The organism is Salegentibacter sp. Hel_I_6, from assembly GCF_000745315.1.
In the GTDB taxonomy this organism is placed as follows: Bacteria; Bacteroidota; Bacteroidia; order Flavobacteriales; family Flavobacteriaceae; genus Salegentibacter.
Window position 1 is genome coordinate 1,685,653 of sequence record NZ_JQNQ01000001.1, and the last position, 22,312, is coordinate 1,707,964.

The 22,312-nt window shown below is 38.2% G+C and carries 16 protein-coding genes; 2 read left to right on the forward strand and 14 right to left on the reverse strand.

The genetic code is table 11. The features are described from left to right. Positions 1 to 60 precede the first annotated feature (60 nt). The 10 genes from FG27_RS07400 to FG27_RS07445 form a co-directional block, all read right to left on the reverse strand. Positions 61 to 1,395 carry a cytochrome P450 gene (locus tag FG27_RS07400; protein WP_037317490.1) on the reverse strand — a complete coding sequence of 445 codons (1,335 nt, stop codon included), beginning with the start codon at positions 1,393 to 1,395 and terminating at the stop codon, positions 61 to 63. 10 nt (positions 1,396 to 1,405) lie between these two features. Then, positions 1,406 to 2,428, reverse strand: a complete 1,023-nt coding sequence (gene ruvB / locus FG27_RS07405) for a Holliday junction branch migration DNA helicase RuvB (RefSeq protein WP_037317493.1) — start codon at positions 2,426 to 2,428, stop codon at positions 1,406 to 1,408. 149 nt (positions 2,429 to 2,577) lie between these two features. Then, a complete protein-coding gene (locus FG27_RS07410; RefSeq protein ID WP_037317496.1) occupies positions 2,578 to 4,404 on the reverse strand; it encodes a cbb3-type cytochrome c oxidase subunit I in 1,827 nt (608 codons plus the stop codon). Between the two features lie 29 nt (positions 4,405 to 4,433). Next, the gene (locus FG27_RS07415) at positions 4,434 to 5,501 is read right to left on the reverse strand and encodes a cytochrome c oxidase subunit II (protein WP_037317499.1); all 1,068 of its coding nucleotides are present in this window, start codon (positions 5,499 to 5,501) and stop codon (positions 4,434 to 4,436) included. A 35-nt stretch (positions 5,502 to 5,536) separates the two neighbouring features. After that, the gene (locus FG27_RS07420; protein ID WP_037317502.1) at positions 5,537 to 6,919 is read right to left on the reverse strand and encodes a hypothetical protein; all 1,383 of its coding nucleotides are present in this window, start codon (positions 6,917 to 6,919) and stop codon (positions 5,537 to 5,539) included. 25 nt (positions 6,920 to 6,944) lie between these two features. Then, complete coding sequence (locus FG27_RS07425; protein WP_081912604.1) at positions 6,945 to 7,658, reverse strand: cytochrome c; 714 nt, start codon at positions 7,656 to 7,658, stop codon at positions 6,945 to 6,947. A 5-nt stretch (positions 7,659 to 7,663) separates the two neighbouring features. After that, positions 7,664 to 8,191 carry a DUF3341 domain-containing protein gene (locus tag FG27_RS07430; protein WP_037317506.1) on the reverse strand — a complete coding sequence of 176 codons (528 nt, stop codon included), beginning with the start codon at positions 8,189 to 8,191 and terminating at the stop codon, positions 7,664 to 7,666. A 5-nt stretch (positions 8,192 to 8,196) separates the two neighbouring features. After that, on the reverse strand, positions 8,197 to 10,008 hold the full coding sequence (gene nrfD / locus FG27_RS07435) for an NrfD/PsrC family molybdoenzyme membrane anchor subunit (protein ID WP_081912605.1): 1,812 nt from the start codon (positions 10,006 to 10,008) through the stop codon (positions 8,197 to 8,199). A gap of 33 nt (positions 10,009 to 10,041) precedes the next feature. Further along, positions 10,042 to 13,110, reverse strand: coding sequence for a TAT-variant-translocated molybdopterin oxidoreductase (locus tag FG27_RS07440; protein ID WP_037317509.1), 3,069 nt, complete (start codon positions 13,108 to 13,110; stop codon positions 10,042 to 10,044). A gap of 54 nt (positions 13,111 to 13,164) precedes the next feature. Beyond that, the gene (locus FG27_RS07445) at positions 13,165 to 14,535 is read right to left on the reverse strand and encodes a c-type cytochrome (protein ID WP_037317512.1); all 1,371 of its coding nucleotides are present in this window, start codon (positions 14,533 to 14,535) and stop codon (positions 13,165 to 13,167) included. Between the two features lie 222 nt (positions 14,536 to 14,757). Between FG27_RS07445 and FG27_RS07450 the strand changes: the two genes are divergently transcribed. Next, a complete protein-coding gene (locus FG27_RS07450) occupies positions 14,758 to 15,147 on the forward strand; it encodes an SPOR domain-containing protein (protein WP_037317515.1) in 390 nt (129 codons plus the stop codon). Between the two features lie 83 nt (positions 15,148 to 15,230). Here the strand turns inward: FG27_RS07450 and infB are convergent, their stop codons facing one another. From infB to rimP, 3 genes are read right to left on the reverse strand one after another with little or no spacing between them, the layout of a single operon-like run. Next, complete coding sequence (gene infB / locus FG27_RS07455; RefSeq protein ID WP_037317518.1) at positions 15,231 to 18,002, reverse strand: translation initiation factor IF-2; 2,772 nt, start codon at positions 18,000 to 18,002, stop codon at positions 15,231 to 15,233. A 55-nt stretch (positions 18,003 to 18,057) separates the two neighbouring features. Continuing rightward, complete coding sequence (gene nusA / locus FG27_RS07460) at positions 18,058 to 19,290, reverse strand: transcription termination factor NusA (protein ID WP_037317521.1); 1,233 nt, start codon at positions 19,288 to 19,290, stop codon at positions 18,058 to 18,060. 12 nt (positions 19,291 to 19,302) lie between these two features. Further along, positions 19,303 to 19,764 carry a ribosome assembly cofactor RimP gene (rimP, locus tag FG27_RS07465; protein WP_037317524.1) on the reverse strand — a complete coding sequence of 154 codons (462 nt, stop codon included), beginning with the start codon at positions 19,762 to 19,764 and terminating at the stop codon, positions 19,303 to 19,305. A gap of 159 nt (positions 19,765 to 19,923) precedes the next feature. Between rimP and FG27_RS07470 the strand changes: the two genes are divergently transcribed. After that, a complete protein-coding gene (locus tag FG27_RS07470) occupies positions 19,924 to 20,754 on the forward strand; it encodes a universal stress protein (protein WP_037317527.1) in 831 nt (276 codons plus the stop codon). On the opposite strand, the gene FG27_RS07475 is transcribed toward FG27_RS07470, so the two are convergent. After that, entirely contained in the window at positions 20,751 to 22,268 is a 1,518-nt protein-coding gene (locus FG27_RS07475) for a hypothetical protein (RefSeq protein ID WP_037317530.1), read from the reverse strand. The two genes, FG27_RS07470 and FG27_RS07475, sit on opposite strands and share 4 nt — an antisense overlap. Positions 22,269 to 22,312 lie beyond the last annotated feature (44 nt).

Here is a 22,312-nt window from a genome sequence, read left to right on the forward strand (position 1 = left end):
AAGTCAGAGCAATATAATGGTAATCAGTTATAAAGTAGATGGCTTTAGCGGAATATGAAATTAGGGTCTTGATTGAAATTTTAGAATAGCATTTTTTGGTTTAAGCGTAATTAAAGGCTTGATATCGATCTCATCAAAACCAGGAACTATTTTATACTGGCTTACCAATTCGGTAACTGCAATGATCATCTCGAACATAGCGAAGTTATTGCCTATACATTTCCGGGGACCGGCGCCAAACGGAAAATATTGCGAAGAAAATTTTCTTCCTCCTTCAGCGAAGCGTTCCGGTTTAAAAGCATCGGGATCTTCCCAGAGGTCAGGATGACGATGAACCTCATGAATGGAGAACAATAAATTTGAACCAGGTTCGAAATATTTCCCTTCAAATTCATCTTCTTCCAGGTTAACCCGGTCTATAAAATATGCCGGCGGATATAGTCTCATAGACTCTTCAATCACCTGTTGAGTAATCTGGCATTTGGTCACATAGCTCATTAAATCCAGGTCCTGTTCCTTTAAAGAAAAAATTTCTTCATAGATTTTCTCCTGCCATTCCGGATTTAGCGCCAATAATTGAGCCGTAAAGGTTAGTGCATTGGACGTAGTCTCGTGCCCGGCCGTAAAAAGGATCAGGATCTCATCGATTAGCTGCTCCTCATCCATAAAATTCCCGTCATCATACTTCGCATCCAGCAGCATATCCAAAAGATCATCATATCTCTCTTTTGAATCCCTTCTTTCCTGAACTATCTTTCTTAGAATGTTCCGGGCTTCGGCAGTAAGCTTAAGATAGCTATCAATTTTTCCGCTTGCTTTAAACCACCATCCCAGGTAAGGCTGTCGCAGTTCCTTAACAAGCATTTTCTGGGTCTCCTCCGTAATATATTGCAACCTGTTGATCTCCTCTTGATTCGCAGCACTGCTAAACAAAGATTTCACCACGGTTTGAAAGGCAAGGTCATTGTAAATAGGAAAAATATCCAGTTCCTCATTTACTGCGATCTTTTTATATTCCAGCGATATTGCCTGCTTTATGGAATCAAGCAGATTAGCAAGTTGTTTTTTATGAAATGCCGGCTGAATTAGCTTTCGCTGTTTTTTCCAGTGTTCACCTTCTGAAGTAAGCAATCCTTTTCCAACATATTTAACCAGATCCTTAGTTTGGATCTCAGACTTCACGAAATTCTTCTGATTCTTTTGAAGTACATATTCCACTAGTCCGGCATCCCTGGAAAATATCACCGATTTATTAAATCCAATATTCAATCGAAAGGTATCTCCTTTCTTCTGAAAATTATCATGATGAAAAGGCAGAGGATTTTTTAAAATATTGGCAGAATGCTTTAGGAATTTCAGTAAAGATACTTCAGGTATTTTGCCAGATTCAGTCATAAATTATTGCTTAAAATAGTCCGCCCTGAATATTTCCTTTTACCCGGCCCAGATGCTTATAAGCAGCATCCGTTACCTCACGCCCACGCGGAGTTCTATAAATAAAGCCTTGTTGAATTAGAAAAGGTTCGTAAACCTCTTCTATGGTTTCAGCGCTTTCGCTTACCGCCGTAGATAGCGTAGTTAATCCTACCGGACCACCTTTAAATTTATCTATAATGGTTTCTAAAATTTTATTATCCATTTCATCTAAACCGTGAGCATCTACGTTTAAAGCTTTAAGCCCGTATTTAGCGATCTCTATATCTATTTTACCATTCCCTTTAATTTGAGCAAAGTCCCGTACTCTACGCAGTAAAGCATTAGCAATCCTGGGAGTTCCACGGCTTCTTCCTGCAACTTCTATCGCAGCATCAAGACTAATAGGAACTCTAAGAATCTCAGAACTACGTTGCACGATGTCTGAGAGCAATTCTGTTGAATAATATTGTAGACGGCTGGATATACCAAATCTAGCTCGCATAGGCGCTGTAAGCAAACCTGAGCGCGTGGTAGCACCAATAAGAGTAAATGGGTTAAGATTAATTTGAACGGTCCTGGCATTGGGACCACTTTCAATCATTATATCAATACGATAGTCTTCCATTGCTGAATAAAGATATTCTTCAACAACGGGGCTTAACCTATGTATTTCGTCTATAAATAGGATATCCCTTTCGTCAAGATTTGTAAGTAAACCTGCAAGATCACCCGGTTTATCAAGAACGGGACCTGAAGTAACTTTTATTCCTACACCCAGCTCGTTAGCTAGAATATGAGCTAATGTAGTTTTTCCTAAACCAGGAGGACCATGGAAAAGGGTATGATCTAAAGCCTCCTCACGTTGGTTTGCTGCTTCAACAAAAACTTTAAGATTCTCCAACACCTGATCCTGACCGGCAAAATCATCAAAACTTAAAGGACGCAACGCCCTTTCTATATCAAATTCTTCAGGAGAGAAATTATCTCCAGTAGGATCAAGGTTTTCATTCATAATTTTAAAAGCTCTTTAAGCAAAGATAAGTAAAATACCTTGGGAGAATTCTATTGGAAATGGAGCAATTAGTAATGAATAGAATAAATATTAAAAGCAAAAACCTCTTCGTTTCCGAAGAGGTTTTTTTATAAAATTATCAATTAGCTTTAGTGATTGAGTTCTTCTTCGTGATCCTGAAGCGGAACATTCTGCGGAACAAAATCCTGACCAGGAATAACATAATCTGTACCTTCCATATTCATTTTACTATAATCGTAAGACCAACGGTAAACTGAAGGGATTGCACCAGGCCAGTTTCCGTGAATGTGTTCTACCGGGGTAGTCCATTCTAAAGTCGTAGCGTTCCACGGGTTTTGCGTTGCCTTTTTTCCGAAGAAAATAGAGCTAAAGAAATTATATAGGAATACTACCTGTACTGCCGCAGTAATAATTGCGAAAATAGTAATCAACACATTTACATCGGCAAGATCATCAAAATATGGGAATGCAGTGTTGGTATAATAACGTCTTGGAAGTCCTGCCAAACCGATAAAGTGCATAGGGAAAAATACTCCATAAGCTCCTACAGCGGTAATCCAGAAGTGAACATACCCAAGGTTTTTATTCATCATACGCCCAAACATTTTTGGGAACCAGTGGTAAACACCAGCAAGTAATCCATAGATCGCAGAGATACCCATTACCAGGTGGAAGTGGGCAATTACGAAATAAGTATCGTGAACATTTATATCCAATGTTGAATCTCCAAGGATAATTCCTGTAAGACCCCCTGTAATAAAGGTAGAAACAAACCCAATAGAGAAAAGCATCGCAGGGTTCATTTGCAGGTTACCTTTCCAGAGTGTCGTGATCCAGTTAAAGGCTTTTACTGCAGACGGAATAGCGATTAATAATGTTGTAAATGTAAATACAGAACCAAGGAATGGATTCATCCCTGAAACGAACATATGGTGACCCCATACGATTGTTGAAAGGAATGCAATTGCAAGAATTGAAGCAACCATCGCACGGTAACCAAAAACCGGTTTACGTGAATTAGTGGCTAAAACCTCAGATACAATACCCATAGCAGGTAGAATTACAATATAAACTTCAGGGTGACCAAGAAACCAGAATAAGTGTTCAAATAAAACAGGAGAACCTCCCTGGTGACTTAATACTTCTCCCTCAAGATAAATATCACTAAGGAAGAAAGAAGTTCCAAAACTTCTATCCATTATAAGTAGTAGTGCTGCAGATAATAATACTGGGAAAGAAACCACACCAATAACGGCCGTAATGAAAAACGCCCAAATGGTAAGTGGAAGTCTCATCATAGACATCCCTTTGGTTCTAAGGTTAAGCACAGTCACAATATAGTTTAGTGAACCTAGAAGAGAGGATGCGATAAAAATAGCCATAGAAATTAACCAAAGCGTCATTCCCATTCCTGAACCTCCAATTGCCTGTGGCAATGCACTAAGCGGAGGATAAATTGTCCAACCTGCAGAGGCCGGTCCAGATTCGATAAATAATGAACTAAGCATAATTGTACAGGAAATGAAAAACAACCAGTATGAAAGCATGTTCATAAAACCGGAAGCCATATCTCGAGCACCAATTTGTAATGGAATAAGTAGGTTACTAAAAGTACCACTCAACCCGGCAGTTAATACAAAGAATACCATGATGGTACCGTGAATAGTAACCAAAGCCAAGTAAATTGAAGGCGTCATGACACCATCCGGTGCCCATCTATCGCCTAGAAGCCATTCAAAAATCATAAAAGATTCTTCTGGCCATGCTAATTGAAGACGGAAAAGTACGGACATCATAATCCCTACAATACCCATCAAGATACCTGTAATAAGGTATTGCTTGGCAATCATCTTATGGTCTGTACTAAATATGTATTTAGTAATAAAAGTTTGTTTATGATGATGTCCGTGATCTTCGTGGTGATCGTGAGCCGGTGCTGTTGCTATTGCTGACATATCTTAGATATATATTCTTTTAAAATCAATTATTGTTGTGACTCGATAGTGGTTTTAAACGTATCCTGTTCGCTTAACCATTCGTTGTAATCTTCTTCGCTTTCAACAACTATCTTCATCTGCATATTGTAGTGAGCATCACCACAAATCTTGTTACAAAGAAGGAAGTAATCAAATTCGTAAGAATCTAATGGGGAATCTCCTTCCGCCATTAAAATCTGGCTATTCTCCTTTCTAATTTCATTAATGGTTTTCACTTTATCAACCATATATTCTGAATTTCTCATTTCTTCAGTAGTAATATCCGGAGTAAAGGCGAATTGTGTTACCATACCCGGTACTACGTTCATTTGCGCTCTAAAATGGGGAAAATACGCTGAGTGAAGAACATCCTGAGATCTGAATTTAAATAATACCTGCTTTCCAACCGGAAGGTGAAGTTCTGTAGTTATTTTATCGTCTTCTGCATAAGAATCATTCTCATTAAGTCCAACAGTATTCACACCTTCAATAAAACGCACGTTAGCTTCTCCAAGGGTATTGTCTTCCCCTGCATATCTAGCCTGCCAGCTAAACTGTTTGGCATAGATTTCAATTACAATAGGATCATCATCTTCGCTAATATTCATAATATCACTCCAGGTAAATAAGCCATAAATAATTAAACCTGCAAGGGTTATTACCGGGATAATAGTCCAAATAAATTCCAGTTTATCGTTATCGGCAAAGAAAAGGGCTCTTTGTCCTTTCTTTCCCTGGTATTTATATGCGAACCAGTGAAGTAGTGCTTGTGTAATTACCTGTACCACCATAATAAGCCCAATAGAGATAAACATCAAGGTATCTACTTCGTTCCCATGCTCTGAAGCGGCTTCGGGAAGGTAGAACTTACTCCAATGCCAAAAGCTATAAGCCATCCCCACGTAAATGAAGATCATAAACCAAAGCATTAGTTTGGCTTGTTGCCTGTTATCATTATCATTAGCTATTTCAGAACTGTCGGCACTTGGGCCCTGGGACAGCTCAAAAATTTTAGACATTTGCCAACCGGTAACGGCCAAAAGGGCTAATACTATTATTACTAAAAATACGGTCATTTTATACGTTCTTCTTTAAACAATCAAATCTTTTATTAATAGTGGAAATGTTCACTTTCCTTTATAAATGGATTGCGTTTAGCAAGCAGTGGGGCTTTAGTAAGCGCATTAAAGACCACAAAAGTAAACAATCCTCCAAAGAAAAGTACTGCACTTATCTCAGGAATTCCTATAAACCATGATTCTCCTACAGTTGCAGGCATCACCATATTAAATACATCTAAATAATGGCCTACAAGAATAACTATACCCGTCATAACCACAAACCAGTTTACACGCTTGTAGTCGCTATTCATTAGCACTAATAACGGGAATACAAAATTTAATACTACCATACCAAAGAATGGTAAACCATAATTTTCAATTCGACTAATAAAGTATACTACCTCTTCTGGAATATTTGAATACCAGATAAGCATAAACTGTGAAAACCAAAGGTAGGTCCAGAATATACTAATCCCGAACATAAACTTTGCCAAATCGTGTATATGGCTGTTATTAACAAAAGGTAAATGTCCTCTTGATTTTAAGTAAATACTAACCAGAGCGATTACCGTAATCCCAGAAACGAACATACTTGAGAATACATACCATCCAAACAAAGTACTAAACCAGTGAGGATCTAAGCTCATAATCCAGTCCCAGCTCATCATAGATTCTGAAACAAGGAAGAATACTAAAAATCCTGCCGCAAGTTTAAAGTTCTTTTTGAAATAATAATTATCTGTAGCCTCGTCAAGTCTTCTTGAATTTCTAACCAGAAAATGTCTAAAAATAAACCAACCGGCTAAAAATATAGCCGCTCTAATTAAGAAAAATGGTACATTTAAGTAAGCGGTTTTCTTCTGAATAATCTCATCGTGTGCTACCACTTCAGGATCCATCCATACAAATAGGTGGTTTAGGTGTAACCCAGATAGCACAAGAAGCACAAACATAATTATCCCACCAGGAACAATGTAGGCTGATATAGCTTCCATAACTCTAAACAATACCGGAGACCAACCTGATTGGGATGCATACTGCACCGCATAAAAGGCTAATACCCCTAAAGAGATCATAAAGAAAAAGAACGCTGCAACGTATATTGCTGCCCAGGGTTTATTTTGTAATTGATGTAAAGTATGCTCGAGGTGCTCATCATCGTGTGCTCCTGCTTCAGCAGCATGAGCTTCATCTTCATCAGCGTTTCTGCTAGGTTCATCATCTAATAAAACCCCGTGTTCGGCCTCTGCAAAATTAGCATCAGCTTCCTCTTCTGCATGGGATGTTTCACCGTGATGTTCTTCTGCAGCCATCATTTCTCTAACATCATCCAAATTTGATGGCGCCTGAATAAACCCAATTACGAGCCCAATGGCACCAACAATCATAAATATAATTGCTGTTAATTTTAATTTACTGGATAGCGTGTACATATATATAGATCTAAATGCTTTATTCTTAATTATTGTTTTCTTCCTCCTCTGATAGGCTTGTACTTTCACCCTGTCCTTCATCGGCATCTTCCTGAGCACGTTCTACCCTGGTAGGGTTTGCTTCAGAAATTTTAGGCTCCTCTCCATCTTCCGGCTCTTCCTCGTAATCTCTTTCTTCGTTACCAGCTAATTCATCTTTAAGACTCATTACATAGTGAGTAATCTTCCAACGTTCTTCTTCGCTTGTTTGCGCTGCATAAGAGCCCATAGAGTTTAATCCGTAATAAATTACATGATAAACACTACCCTCGGTAATAGCACGACCAGCATCATCATAGGCAGGTACACCAAGTATTTTTTCACGTTCAGCAAGAATTCCCTGACCATCACCATTATCTCCGTGACAAACTGCACAGTATATAGTATATAGCTGTTTACCTTCGATAAGGTTATCTTCAGTATACGCAAGAGGATTAGTAAGTTCTTGCTTAGCTGTTGCCATTCCTTCCTGGCTATCTTCATAATCATAAGGCTTCCATCCTCTTGGAATAGATCCCTCTACCGGAAGCTTGGCTTCCTGCCCATTTTCAAAAATATCATATTCACCATAAGCTTCGTATCCTACAGGCTCATACATATCTGGCATATATTGATAATTAGGACTGTCCTTATCTGAACAGGACATAACCACGCCCCCAACAAGGAACAAAACTATCGCTTTATAGAACAAATTTTTCATTCTGTCTATTTATTATCTATTAAATTAATTTCTGCTGCACCGGTATTGTAAAGAAAATCTGTAAGATCTTCTACATTATGGTTAGCTACATCAACCTCCATAAGAAACATATCATCTGTAGTTCTTACATCAGGATTTTCAGCTTGTTTAAAAGGCCATAATTTACTTCTCATATAAAAAGTAATTACCATAAGGTGAGCTGCAAAAAACACCGTAAGTTCAAAAATAATAGGAACAAAAGCCGGTAAATTTTCGAGAAAACTAAAACTTGGTTTTCCACCTATATCCTGCGGCCAATCTTCTATCATGATAAAGTTCATCATTGCAACTGCAACACCAAGTCCAACAAGACCGTAAAGAAATGAAGTAATTGCCAAACGAGTAGGTTCTAAGCCCATGGCTTTATCCAAACCGTGTACCGGCATTGGTGTATAAATTTCACCAATATGATAACGAGCCTCCCTAACCTGCTTTACAGCTTGCAGAAGCAAATCGTCATCATTATAAAGAGCGTGTATAACTTTTGATGCCATCTTGATTACTTATTTTTTAGTTCTGTTGCCTGCGCAACCCAATCTTCACGTTGTGCTGAATTAGGGAAGTTTTCTATCACTTCATCAAGCAATTCAAAATCATCCTGAGTAAGCTTACTCACCTGTACATAGGTATAAAGACCTACCTGGTGTAAACGCTGCTCAAGGAAAGGACCTACTGCCTTAAGTTTTTGTAAATTATCTGCTGTTTGATTTTCCGGGTTATAAGAACCGGTTCCCTCTAGCATTTCATCAATTCTATCTTTTTGAACTTCAGAAAGCATTAAAGCATCAGCATTAACAGTGTCGTTATGCCCATCATCTCCACCTACTTCCTTGTAAGCGTTTTCATCGCCAATTTTCTTATCAACCTTAGTTGAAATGTTTTTCTTAGGCTCTCCTATATTTACAGGGGTATAATGTTTCACATCATCCCCGTGCTCTGCTCTAAGCTTTTTATATTTTGCTCCAGAAGATTTAAGAATTGTTTTTACTTCGGCCTGTGCAATTACAGGGAAAGATCTCGCATACAGTAAGAACAATACAAAAAAGAATCCTATAGTTCCTATAAAGATACCTATATCAACAAAAGTTGGAGAAAACATAGTCCAAGAAGATGGAAGGTAATCACGGTGCAACGAAGTAACAATAATTACAAATCGCTCAAACCACATCCCAATATTTACGATAATTGAGATAAAGAAAGAGAACATAATACTTGTTCGCAATTTCTTAAACCACATAAACTGTGGAGAAAACACGTTACAGGTCATCATTGCCCAATATGCCCAGGCATAAGGACCGGTTGCCCTGTTAAGGAATGCATACTGCTCATACTCTACCCCAGAATACCAGGCTATAACAAGTTCAGTAATATAAGCCACCCCAACAATAGAACCCGTAATCATAATTACGATGTTCATCAATTCTATATGTTGTATGGTAATATAATTCTCAAGATTAGATACCTTTCTCATAATGATAAGAAGGGTATTTACCATGGCAAAACCAGAAAATACCGCTCCAGCAACGAAATAAGGAGGGAAAATCGTGGTGTGCCATCCCGGTATAACCGATGTAGCAAAGTCAAAAGATACAATGGTGTGTACAGAAAGCACCAATGGTGTTGCTAGACCTGCAAGTACCAAAGAAACTTCCTCGAAACGTTGCCAATCTTTTGCACGTCCACTCCAACCGAAACTTAAAATTCCGTAGATTTTTTTATTAAAAGGAGTAATTGCCCGGTCACGAATCATCGCAAAATCTGGTAATAAACCTGTCCACCAGAATACAAGAGAAACTGATAAATATGTTGAAATTGCAAATACATCCCAAAGCAATGGTGAGTTAAAGTTTACCCATAACGAACCAAATTGATTTGGTATAGGCAATACCCAATAAGCTAACCAGGGTCGACCCATGTGAATTAAAGGGAATAAACCTGCCTGCATTACAGAGAAGATAGTCATCGCCTCTGCCGAGCGGTTAATCGCCATTCTCCATTTTTGCCTGAACAATAATAGTACAGCCGAAATAAGAGTACCTGCGTGACCAATACCTACCCACCAAACAAAGTTGGTGATATCCCAGGCCCAGCCTACTGTTTTATTAAGTCCCCAGGTTCCAATACCTGTAGAGATAGTGTAAATTATACAACCTACACCCCAAAGAAAGGCAACAAGGGCAATTGAAAAGACAATCCACCAGGATTTATTCGCCCTTCCTTCTACCGGCGCGGCCACATCCACGGTAATATCGTGGTAGGTCTTATCCCCGGTAACTAAAGGCTTTCGTATAGGTGCTTCGTAATGAGACATATCCTTTTTTAATTGATTTCTTTATTAGTTTTATTAAGCTTCTGTTGTATTCCTAATTTTTGTTTGGTACATAACATTTGGTTTAGTACCTACATACTCCAACAGGTGATACATTCTGTCATCCTCTTTTTTATCGCGAATTACAGCATCTTCTTTATTTATATCACCAAAGGTCATTGCACCTTTATCACAGGCTGCAGAACAAGCAGTTTGGAATTCACCATCTTCAATTTCTCTTCCATCACGCTTGGCATCAAGAATAGTCTTTTGTGTTTTTTGAATACACATAGAACACTTCTCCATAACCCCTCTAGAACGTACAGTTACATCTGGATTAATAACCATTCTACCAAGGTCGTTATTCATATGATAATCGAACTCTTCGTTTTGAGCATAATTAAACCAGTTGAAACGACGTACTTTGTAAGGACAGTTGTTAGCACAATACCTTGTACCTACACAACGGTTATAAATCATTTGGTTTTGACCCTGTCTTCCGTGAGAAGTTGCAGCTACTGGACATACGGTCTCACAAGGAGCGTGATTGCAGTGCTGACACATAACAGGCTGAAATACTACCTGAGGATTATCTGCAGGCTCTTCCAATTCTCCAAATTCAGAAAGCGAACTTCCTAAACCTGAAATATTTTCTTTCTTATCAAGATCTTCTATAAAGTTATCTTCAGAAGAATAATACCTATCAATACGCAACCAGTGCATATCACGAGAACGTCTCACTTCACTTTTACCTACTACAGGAACATTATTCTCAGCATGACAGGCCACAACACACGCACCACAACCGGTACAAGCGTTAAGATCTATAGAAAGATTGAAATGATGACCAATACTTCTGTCAAAACCATCCCACATATCAACTTCTGGAGAAGTTACAGGCTTTTCTACGTGATCTAAAGACACATTAGGAACTGAATTCCATTCTTTAGCATCTTGAGTGTTAAAAATCTCTAGCGTAGTTTCTTTTATAATATCTCCACGCCCCATTAAGGTATTGTGAAGCTGAACGCAAGCAAATTCGTGCATTCCCGGAGCCTTTTCAATGGTAACAGACTGAACAGCACTTAAATTTTTATACAATGGGTAAGCATTTACACCTACCTGCATTTCCTTTTGCATTCCCTCCATCTTACCATAACCAAGCGCAAGCCCCACAGAACCTTTTGCCTGACCAGGCTGGATGATCACAGGAACATTCTTAACTACAGTATCATCTATAGTTAGATTAGCATAGCTTCCATTTAAAGCTCCATTAGAAACATTTTCATTTTCCAAACCTAATTCCTCAGCATCAGCTTTAGAAACAGTAAGATAGTTATCCCAGGAAGCCCTTGTTAAAGGATCTGGCATTTCTTGTAACCATGGGTTATTAGCCTGTTGACCATCACCCATAGAAGGTTTAGTATATAGCGTTAACTCCAGGCCTTCATTTTCAGAAGTTTGAGATAGTTCTCTTGCTGCCGTAGCAACATTACCCATATTTGAAACTTCAGACGAAGCAGATTCTACGGGCGAACTCGCTTTAAAGATTCCATCGTGCAATGCAGTATTCCAGGAAGGAATATTTCCACTCCAGGTTTCTTTTATATAATCGTGATAAGCCTGATCATTATCTGTCCATTTCAACAAACAATCCTGAAACTGTCTTGTATCAAACAAAGGTCTAATGGTAGGCTGCATCAAACTAAAGTCTGAAACAGTATATTGAATATCGCCCCAGCTCTCTAAATAATGAGGAGTTGCAGCTACAAATTTACAAAGCTTAGCCGTTTCATCAGGCTTCATAGTAAAGGTTAGCGAAACATCAACATTTGATAAAGCTTCAGCAAATTCTAATCCGTTTGGTAAAGAATAAACCGGGTTCACACCAGCCATTAAAACTGCACCTACAGATCCAGATTTCATATCTTCAACCGCTTGCATTACCTCTTGAGCATTACCCTGGCGAATCATTCTTGCGTTTTCCGTATCAATTACGTCACTACCAAGAGCTTCGTTAATCGCCAACACTAAAGCCTGAGCATTATCATCTGGAATTCCAGAAACAACTACAGCGCCACTTCCAGATCTTCTTAACTGAGTAGCAGCTTTAGCAACTGCATCATCTACAGCATCAGGTAGATTGGTAGAGGAAGATCCCCCAACCAACTGCCCATACAACGCAGCTAAAACTGCTTTTTGTTGAGATGGAGTAGTAGGAATACGCTTATCTGCATTAGCTCCAGATAAGCTCATATTAGATTCAAACTGAATATGACGTGACATTTTGCCCTCCTGAGGCACACGCCCCTTAGCGTAGCCAGCATCATAGCCACCACCCTGCCAGTCACCAAGAAAATCAGCTCCTACAGATACGATAGTTTCAGCTTTTGAAAAATCGTAATTTGGCAAGGCACGTTTTCCGTATTTTGACTGAAAAGCATTTAATGCAGCGTCTTCAGAAACTGTATCGTAAACTACGTGACGCACATTAGGATACTTTTCTGAAAATTCATTGATCAATTTCGTAGTAGAGGGGCTGGCAAAAGTTTGAGTCATCAAAACAATATCACCTGAAACATTTTCAAGGGCATCTCCAACCTCACGGTCAAATTCTTCCCAGGAAACATTTCTTCCCTCAATTATAGGGCGCTTAACCCTATTTGCATCATACATTGACAATACCGAAGCGTGAACTCGAGAATTAACCCCACCTTTAGACTTCGATAATTCGTTGTTTTCAATTTTAATAGGTCTTCCTTCCCTGGTTTTCACCAATACACTTGCAAAATCAAAACCATCGGCAATTGTTGATGCGTAATAATTAGCTACACCGGGAACAATACGCTCCGGCTGTACCACGTAAGGAATAGATTTAATAACCGGCCCTTCACAAGCAGCCAAAGAGGCCGCAGCCGTACTAAACCCAACATATTTTAAGAAATCCCTTCTTGAAGTTTTTGAGTTTTCAAGGGAATCTTTATCCCCAAGAAATTCATTAACCGGAATTTCTTCAGCAAATTCTTTCTGTTGGAGCGTCTCAACAACAGAGCTGTTTTCACTTAGCTCTTCAACACTTTTCCAGTATTTTTTGTTTGATGACATATATATCTAAATATTAACTTCTTTTATTAAATCCCGAATTCCGGGAACCAAATTTTAATAGTGGCACTTTGCACATTCAAGCCCACCCATTTGAGCTACGGTAAGTTCTTCAACCCCGTACTTCTTAGATAATTCTTCGTGAATTTTCTCGTAATATTCGTTTCCTTCCATTCTCACTTTAGTATCGCGGTGACAGTTAATACACCATCCCATAGTAAGCGGAGCATCTTGATAAACGATTTCCATCTCTTCAATTGGTCCGTGACATTTTTGACATTGTACCCCACCAACCGAAACGTGTTGCGAGTGATTAAAGTAAGCAAAGTCTGGCAGATTATGAAGACGAACCCATTTAACCGGCTTCTGCTCTCCAGTGTAATCCTGCTCTCCTACATCCCAACCAACTGCATCGTACAATTTAGCGATCTCACCATCATAAAATTCTTTAGAATACTCATCAGTAGCAGTTTCAGGCGCTACTTCAGAAATTGTTTTATGACAGTTCATACAAACATTAAGAGAAGGTATCCCCGCCTGCTTAGATGTTCTGGCTGAAGAGTGACAGTATTTACAATCTATTTGATTATCTCCAGCGTGAATTCTATGTGAATAATGAATTGGTTGAATTGGCTCATAACCCTGATCTATTCCTACCTGCATAAAAAAGCCGTAAGCAAAGTATCCAACTACAAGTAGTCCAAAAACAGCACTTACCAAGACAAGGAATTGATTTTCAACAAAAGATTTCCAAATTGGTTTTCTCTTAGGTTTCTCTGGAATAACAACACCGCTTGCCTGAGCAAAATTGCGAAGTGTTTTATTCACAAGGAACAATACCGCAAGCAGCATCACCAGGACAAAAAGCAGAATACCTAAAACAACATTTATTGAAACTCCTCCTCCTGAAGAATCACCACCCCCAGATCCTTCTCCGGCTTGCGCCTGTTGCGGCTCTGGTTTTGGCTGCTCTACATAAGCAAGGATATCGTCAATATCTTCATTAGACAATTGAGGAAAAGCCGGCATCGCCGTTTGATTGTACTCCTCGTAAATAGCAACAGCCTCATCATCTCCAGAAGAGATTAAGTCCTGGCTATTTTTGATCCAACGATACAGCCAATCCATATCTCTTCTCTCTGTAACGCCATTTAAAGCCGGACCAATACCATCAGAATATGGTTTGTGACAGGCAGCACATTGAGAATTGAAGATAGACTTTCCATTACTGGCATCACCCAAGGCAGACGCCTCTGCCGCGGCAGATGCTTCTGAGTCTCCAGATTCTTCAGTTTGTTCTTGCTGCTCACCTTCATCTCCCTGAGAAGAATCGTCTTGAGCAAATCCCAAAACGCTAAATGAAAGAAAAAATGCTACACCTAAGAGCAATAGTCGCGAAGTTGAGTGGCGGTATTTCACCTTTTTCATATTATAAGTTGAATTAACGTCTAAACTTTGGTACGGTTTTTAAAGCTTGAAGCCTTAGAAATATTAACATTCTGTACCTTTAAATTCGGCAACAAAAGTAATACTTAAAGTCGATTTTAGGAATGTTACAGAAGTGTTAATCGGTAATTTATACCAGTTCTAAATAATAAAACCAGTCTTGTTTAAGTTATTAAATTATACTTTTGCCATAAATGAATAATTATGAGAAAATTAAGCATAAACAAAATATTATTTAGCTGTTTGATCTCAGGATTCTCTTTTCTGAATTTAACAGCCCAGGAAGCCCAGGTTAATATTAGTGAAAATAATAAGCTATCTAAACTTTTGGAGCTTAAAGCTGATATGAATAAAAATGATGAAATTGGAGATCGCTTTAAAATTCAACTTTTTTACGGAAATAACGGCGAAGCTAATGAGGTAATTAAAGACTACCGAAGCAAATTCGACTATCCTTCTTTAATAGCTTACGAGGCGCCAAATTATAAGGTATGGGTAGGAAAATTCAGAAGTAGATTAGAAGCAGACAGGGCACTTTTAAAAATAAAAGAAAGCTTCCCTTCTGCATTTATTCCAAAACCCAGGAGAAAATAATTTTTCATTTTTTCCAAAATCTGGAAAAATAGAACACAAAAAAAGCGGCTAAAGAGCCGCTTTTTTATTGAGTATAAACTTGATTATTTAAGTTTCTTCTTAACCTCTACTTCACGGAAAGATTCTATCACATCTCCTTCTTTAATATCATTGTAATTCTTCACCTGTATACCACAGTCGTAACCTTTTGCTACTTCCTTCACATCGTCTTTGAAACGTTTTAATGAAGCAAGCTCTCCAGTATAAACCACAACTCCGTCGCGAATTAAACGAATCCCGGCACTTCTATAAATCTTACCAGAAGTCACCATACAACCCGCAATAGTTCCAACTTTAGAAATCTTAAATGTTTCTCTGATTTCTGCAGTACCTGTGATCTCTTCTTTAAGCTCTGGAGAAAGCATTCCCTCCATCGCATCTTTAAGATCGTTGATCGCGTCATAGATAATTGAGTAAGTTCTAATATCAATTTCCTCCTTATCGGCTACCTGTCTTGCATTTCCAGCAGGACGAACGTTAAACCCGATAATTACCGCATCTGAAGCCGAAGCAAGCAATACATCACTTTCTGTAATAGCACCTACACCTTTATGAATAATATTCACCTGAATTTCTTCAGTAGATAATTTCAGGAAGCTATCTGTTAAGGCTTCTACAGAACCATCAACATCTCCTTTAAGGATAATATTAAGCTCTTTAAAGTCACCTAAAGCAATTCTACGTCCAATTTCATCAAGTGTAATATGACGTTGAGTTCTAACACTCTGCTCACGTTGCAACTGAGTTCGCTTAGCCGCGATATCTTTTGCTTCACGTTCATCTGCCATCACTTTAAACTTGTCACCAGCTTGTGGAGCCCCATCAAGACCTAGAATGGAAACCGGCGTTGCTGGCCCAGCTTCTTTCACTTCATGCCCTCTCTCATCGTGCATTGCTTTCACCTTACCACTATGGCGACCCGCTAAAACGTAATCTCCAATTTTCAAGGTTCCGCCCTGCACAAGAATAGTTGCAACATAACCTCTACCTTTATCAAGGAAAGCTTCTACAACTGTACCTGTAGCAGGCTTAGAAGGATTAGCTTTTAATTCAAGAATCTCAGATTCTAATAAAACTTTCTCCAGGAGCTCTTCAACTCCCAATCCAGTTTTTGCAGAAATATCATGAGACTGAACTTTACCACCCCAGTCTTCAACCAACAGGTTCATACCTGCCAGTTTTTCTTTAATTTTCTCTGGATTCGCCGTTGGCAAATCAGATTTATTGATCGCAAATACAATTGGAACACCGGCAGCCTGGGCGTGAGAAATGGCCTCTTTGGTTTGCGGCATCACATCATCATCAGCAGCGATCACAATAATCGCAATATCTGTTACCTGAGCACCACGAGCACGCATTGCCGTAAAGGCTTCGTGACCTGGTGTATCCAGGAAAGTCATTCTTTGACCGTTTTTAAGCTCTACCCCGTAAGCTCCAATATGCTGTGTAATACCACCGCTTTCCCCAGCAATCACATTTTCTTTACGAATGTAATCCAGCAAAGAAGTTTTACCGTGGTCTACGTGACCCATTACCGTTACAATTGGCGCTCTATCCTCAAGATCTTCGGGATTTTCGGGAACCTCCTCTACTGTTTCTTCAATATCTGCAGTTACAAAGTCTACTTCATAACCAAACTCATCCGCAACAATAGAAAGTGTTTCAGCATCTAAACGCTGATTCATCGTTACCATCATTCCAAGAGACATACAGGCCGAAATAACTTTCGTTACTGGAACATCCATCATCGTGGCAACCTCACTTACAGTTACAAACTCTGTAACTTTAAGCACTTTACTATCAGTTTCTTGTTGAGCCAAATCGTCTTCTGAACGTTGACGGTGTTGGTCTCTTTTATCTCTTCTATATTTAGCTCCTTTACCTTTACCAGATTTACCCTGAAGTTTCTCAAGGGTCTCACGAACCTGCTTTTGAACTTCTTCTTCGCTAGGCTCTTCTTTAGTAATAGGTTTTGCTCTTTTTCTTGGCGCACCTTTTTTGCCGCCGCCCTGATTTGAAGCACCAGGCTTCACATCTTTACTAATTCTACGACGACGCTTTTTACGCTTTTCCTTCTCCTTCTTCTCTTCGGCAGCTTTCTTTTCGTCTTTTTTCTTTTCAGGTTTTTTGAACTGAGAAAGATCAATTTTCTTACCGGTAAAATTTGGGCCGTTAAGTTTGGTATAATTTGTTTTGTGAGTCATTGACTCAGGCTCCTTAGTCTCTTCTTCAGCTGCAGGGGTTTCTTCTTTAGGAGCTTCTTCAGCTTTGGGTTCTTCTTTAGAAGGCGTTTCTTCCTTAGGTTCAGAATCCTTAGTTTCTTTAGGTTCCGGCTTTTCTTCTTTGGTTTCAGGCTTCTTGGCTTCTGCGGGCTGTTCAGGTTGCGCTGGCTCTGGTTTTTCCTCTTCTTTTTCTTTTTCGGCTTTTTTCTCTGGCTTTTTATCCAAATCAATTTTACCTACTTTTTTAGGACCGGCTAATTTGGCCCTGGAAGAGATTGCTTCTTCTTCTTTACGACGATCGTCCTCTTTCTTCTCCTCAACTTTACGCTTGTCTTCAAGTTCTCTTTCCCTTGCTAAACGTAATTCTTCCTTCTCCTTTCTCTTTTCTTCACCAACTTCTTTAGACTCGACTTTTTTAGATTTGTCGGTTTCAAATTCATCAGAAAGTACCTGATAAACATCTGGTGAGATTTTAGTAGTAGGACGCGCCTCAATATCGTGACCCTTAGAATTTAAAAATTCTACAGCCCGATCTAACGAAATATTGAATTCACGTAATACTTTGTTTAGTCGCATTGTTTTTGCTTCAGCCATAAATTGCCCTCTAAATTAACCTCTTTAATTATTATATATTCTAATGAGTATTTGACTACTCTTCAAATTCTTCATTTAAAACTTTAAGTACTTCCTTAATGGTTTCCTCTTCCAAATCAGTGATTCTAATCAAATCTTCCAAATCCTGTTCCAAAACACTTTTTGCAGTGTCAAGACCAACCCTGGAAAATTCCTTAATCACCCAATCTTCAATTTCGTCAGAGAATTCTTTTAATTCCACATCTTCTTCTACTCCTTCTCTGAAAACATCTATTTCGTAACCAGTCAACTGCCCGGCCAGTCTAATATTATGACCTCCACGGCCAATTGCTTTAGAAACTTCCTCCGGCTTCAGCATTACCTCAGCCGTTTTGTTTTCTTCATCTAATTTGATAGATGTAATTTTTGCAGGACTTAAAGCCCTTGTAATATAAAGTTGATCATTATTGGTGAAATTGATCACATCTATATTTTCATTCCCCAATTCACGAACAATACTGTGAATTCTAGAACCCTTCATACCTACACAGGCACCAACGGGATCAATTCTATCATCATAAGTATCGACTGCTACTTTTGCTTTCTCGCCAGGAACACGAACCACATTTTGAATAGTTATTAAACCATCAAAAACTTCAGGAATCTCCTGTTCGAATAGTTTTTCAAGAAAAACCGGAGCGGTACGGGAAAGTATAATTGTAGGCTTGTTTCCTTTAAGCTCTACACTTTCAATAATTCCTTTTACATTATCTCCTTTTCTAAAAAAGTCTGAAGGGATTTGGCGATCTTTTGGCAAAACGATCTCGTTCCCTTCGTCGTCTAACAAAATAATTGCTCTGTGTCTAATGTGATGAACTTCTGCCGTATAAATCTCACCTTCAAGCTCCTTAAAGTGCTTGAAAATATTTGTATTATCGTGTTCATGAATCTTAGAAATAAGATTTTGCCTCAAAGCCAAAATCGCCCTTCGTCCAAGATCTACAAGTTTCACTTCTTCTGATACGTCTTCACCAACCTCGAAATCTGGCTCAATTTTTCTAGCTTCAGTAAGCGAAATTTCCTGGTTAGGATCTTCAACTTCCCCATCTGCAACAACAACCCTGTTTCTCCATATTTCAAGATCACCCTTATCTGGGTTCACGATAATATCAAAATTATCGTCTTCACCATACTTTTTCTTCAAAGCACTTCTGAACACATCTTCAAGGATGGCCATAAGCGTTACACGATCTATCAATTTGTCATCCTTAAATTCTGAAAATGACTCAATCAAGGCGATATTTTCCATATCAATTTGAGGTTAAAATGTTATGATAACTTTAGCGTCTATAATCTCAGAATATGGCAATACCGCTTCTTTTTCTACGGTATGCTTTCCTTTTCCTACCGGTTTTGGCTCTCTGGCTTTCCAGTTAAGCTTAATACCTTCCTGATCTACATCGGTTAAAGTTGCTTCAATTTTTTCGTTATTGGTAGTCACCTGCAGTTTCCTGCCAAGGTTTTTCCGGTATTGCCGTTCCAGGCGTAAAGGTTCTGAAACTCCTGCCGAGCTAACTTCCAAAGAAAAATCCTCTTCCTCCCTGTCTAGATTGTGTTCAATTTTACGGCTAACCGCAATACAATCATTAACAGAAACCCCATGATCACCATCTATCACAACAGAAATTTTGTTGTCGTTGGTAATGTTTAGGTCTATTAAAAATAGTGAATTATTTTCCTGGAAAGCTTCCTTCAACAAATTTTCTACTTTATCCTGCAACATAGCTTATAAAAAGAGGGGACTTTTTGTCCCCTCGCTGTACTTTTTTAGTTTCAACGCTGCAAATATAATAATAATTTCAGAGAAAGAAAACCAGACTTTAAATGAAATTTTATTCTTAACTTTAATAAAGCAATCATTTTTAATCTTTTAGAAGAATTCATGAAAAAGATACTCGTTCCCACCGACTTTTCTGACACCGCTGAACATGCGCTGAAAATTGCTGCAAAACTAGCTAAAAAGCACGATAGCGAGATCTACCTTCTACATATGTTAGAATTGCCTTTACAGCTAATAGACCCGGTTGGAGGAAGCAGTAGCCAGAATTTACCAGAATCTATTTTTTTTATGAAACTGGCACATCAGCGCTTCGCAAAGCTTATGGCAAGACCTTTTTTAAAAGATATTAAAGTTCACGAAACGGTAATGTTTCACCAGGCTTTTGAAGGGATAATGGAAGTTAGCGCAGAGTATAAATGTGACATAATTATCATGGGCTCTCATGGTGCCAGTGGCTTTAAAGAAATGTTTATTGGAAGTAACACAGAGAAAGTAGTTCGCACTTCCAAGATACCTGTGCTCGTAATTAAAAATGAACACGAGAATTTTGAAGTTAATAATTTTATCTTCGCTACAGATGCAGATGCCAGTAATAAGCACACCCTTACCAATGCCTACAATTTTGCGAAATTAATAGAAGCAAAATTTCATCTACTTTTTATAAATACTCCAAACAATTTCATTACCAGTACAGAAGTTAGAGAGCGTATAGATAATTTTGTTTCTGGTACCGAAGTAAAAGATTATAAAATTCATATCTGCAACGACGTAAGTGTAGAAAAAGGGGTTTTAAACTTCGCTATGAAAAAAGAAAAAGCGCTTATTGGAATCAGCACACACGGGCGTAAAGGTTTAGCACATTTTTTTAATGGAAGTATTAGCGAGGATTTAGTAAATCACGCGCAAATGCCGGTAGTAACTTTTAAAATCTAAAGGAAAGATTTTAAGGCGCCGTTCCTTATATTTTTCCAAAGATAGTTCCAAAAGGATTTTGTTTGAGTTCGCTTGGTTTTTATATTCTTCTGCTCCTTCTCTTCTGAAGTAGCATTGTTATTCACAATAAGATTAGCTAAAGCTGAAAGAAACTTATTCTTTTCTTCGCCGTCTTCCCGAAGCACCTCAACTTTAAAGTCATTGTAAACCAATTTCATATTACCGGTAGAGTTTATATTATTCCCGGTAAAATTAAATCGCATATCCCTAATTCCTCCTTCGGCCTTTACATTTAAGGCAGGCTCCATAAATAGGTTAATCCCCGCGCTGGAAATCCTATCCATTTGCCCTGAAATTGCAAATGCATCAGCTTTATTCGAAATATCGAAATTCCAGTTTACATTCAATTTGGCCTCCCCCTGAAATTGAGCTTGAACATCAATATCGGTTCTAGGGAAATCTTCGCTATCCATTCCTACATTACTAATATTGTAAATACTCGCATTAAGATTCTTAAAGGTCACTTTCCCGGGACCTCTTTTTGGCTTCACCAGCTCTTCATATTGAATAGCAAGATTTTCAACTTTTAAAGTATCCAACTTTAGTTTAAATGGCAATTCCCTAATCATTTTACTATACATAGGTTTTTGACGGGTATCCTCTTTTACCTGCTTATCCCGATAGATTTTTATATCACCATTTGCTATTCTGGTAATATTACTTTCCAGGCTTAGCGAATCATTTTTAAAATCCCAATTAAATCGCTCAAAAGCTAACTCTCTTAAATCTAATTCAAAGCGATCTTTTTCATAGGGAATATGTCGTTGAAATACCTGTTTATCATACAAAGGCCTAATACTAATTTCATTGAATTTTAGAGAACCGCTATTCATTTCCATCTTCCCAACATATAAATCGTGTTGATCGTTAAGCTTGAAAAATAAACTATCGGAATTTATCTGAAAATCTTCATATTTAAATGGAATACCAGAGGCCAGAGATTTTTCGTCTACCCGAACCTGGTCTATGTCAATCTTTGGAAATCTTGCAAAAAGCTGTTCTTTAACTGAATCATTTTTAGCCATTTTGAAACTGCCATCAAGAATCTCTACAGATTTAATCAACAAATCTATTTTCTTGGAATCCCCATTTTCAGAATTTTTATCTTCTTTCTGTTTTTCAGAATAAATTATCACTTCAGGCTTTGTAATCTTTAGTGTAGAAATCTCAATATTATTATTGGTAAGGTATTCCAGGATATTTATTCCATCCAGCTTTATTTCTTCGGTAGCAAATTGCAATCCATTCTTTTTATAAATTGCATTGCTTAAGGATGCGCTTTGGCCTAAAATGCTCACATTAATTTTGTCATATTCAATTTCTGACTTGCTTAAATTCTCCTCCAGAGCAGATTTCAATTTATTTTCGGCAAATATATTTCCCAGGATAACAGCTACAGCCAGAACTACAAAAACGACAATAAAACTAAGAGATAGTTTAGATTTTTTCTTCAAAATAGATTTTTTTACAACGGAAATTTACAATTTCAAAATACTAA

Coding starts and splice junctions, on each gene's coding strand:
- FG27_RS07400 (WP_037317490.1), bottom strand. CDS start 1,395: ATGACTGAATCTGGCAAAATACCTGAAGTATCTTTACTGAAATTCCTA.
- ruvB (WP_037317493.1), bottom strand. CDS start 2,428: ATGAATGAAAACCTTGATCCTACTGGAGATAATTTCTCTCCTGAAGAA.
- FG27_RS07410 (WP_037317496.1), bottom strand. CDS start 4,404: ATGTCAGCAATAGCAACAGCACCGGCTCACGATCACCACGAAGATCAC.
- FG27_RS07415 (WP_037317499.1), bottom strand. CDS start 5,501: ATGACCGTATTTTTAGTAATAATAGTATTAGCCCTTTTGGCCGTTACC.
- FG27_RS07420 (WP_037317502.1), bottom strand. CDS start 6,919: ATGTACACGCTATCCAGTAAATTAAAATTAACAGCAATTATATTTATG.
- FG27_RS07425 (WP_081912604.1), bottom strand. CDS start 7,658: ATGAAAAATTTGTTCTATAAAGCGATAGTTTTGTTCCTTGTTGGGGGC.
- FG27_RS07430 (WP_037317506.1), bottom strand. CDS start 8,191: ATGGCATCAAAAGTTATACACGCTCTTTATAATGATGACGATTTGCTT.
- nrfD (WP_081912605.1), bottom strand. CDS start 10,008: ATGTCTCATTACGAAGCACCTATACGAAAGCCTTTAGTTACCGGGGAT.
- FG27_RS07440 (WP_037317509.1), bottom strand. CDS start 13,110: ATGTCATCAAACAAAAAATACTGGAAAAGTGTTGAAGAGCTAAGTGAA.
- FG27_RS07445 (WP_037317512.1), bottom strand. CDS start 14,535: ATGAAAAAGGTGAAATACCGCCACTCAACTTCGCGACTATTGCTCTTA.
- FG27_RS07450 (WP_037317515.1), top strand. CDS start 14,758: ATGAGAAAATTAAGCATAAACAAAATATTATTTAGCTGTTTGATCTCA.
- infB (WP_037317518.1), bottom strand. CDS start 18,002: ATGGCTGAAGCAAAAACAATGCGACTAAACAAAGTATTACGTGAATTC.
- nusA (WP_037317521.1), bottom strand. CDS start 19,290: ATGGAAAATATCGCCTTGATTGAGTCATTTTCAGAATTTAAGGATGAC.
- rimP (WP_037317524.1), bottom strand. CDS start 19,764: ATGTTGCAGGATAAAGTAGAAAATTTGTTGAAGGAAGCTTTCCAGGAA.
- FG27_RS07470 (WP_037317527.1), top strand. CDS start 19,924: ATGAAAAAGATACTCGTTCCCACCGACTTTTCTGACACCGCTGAACAT.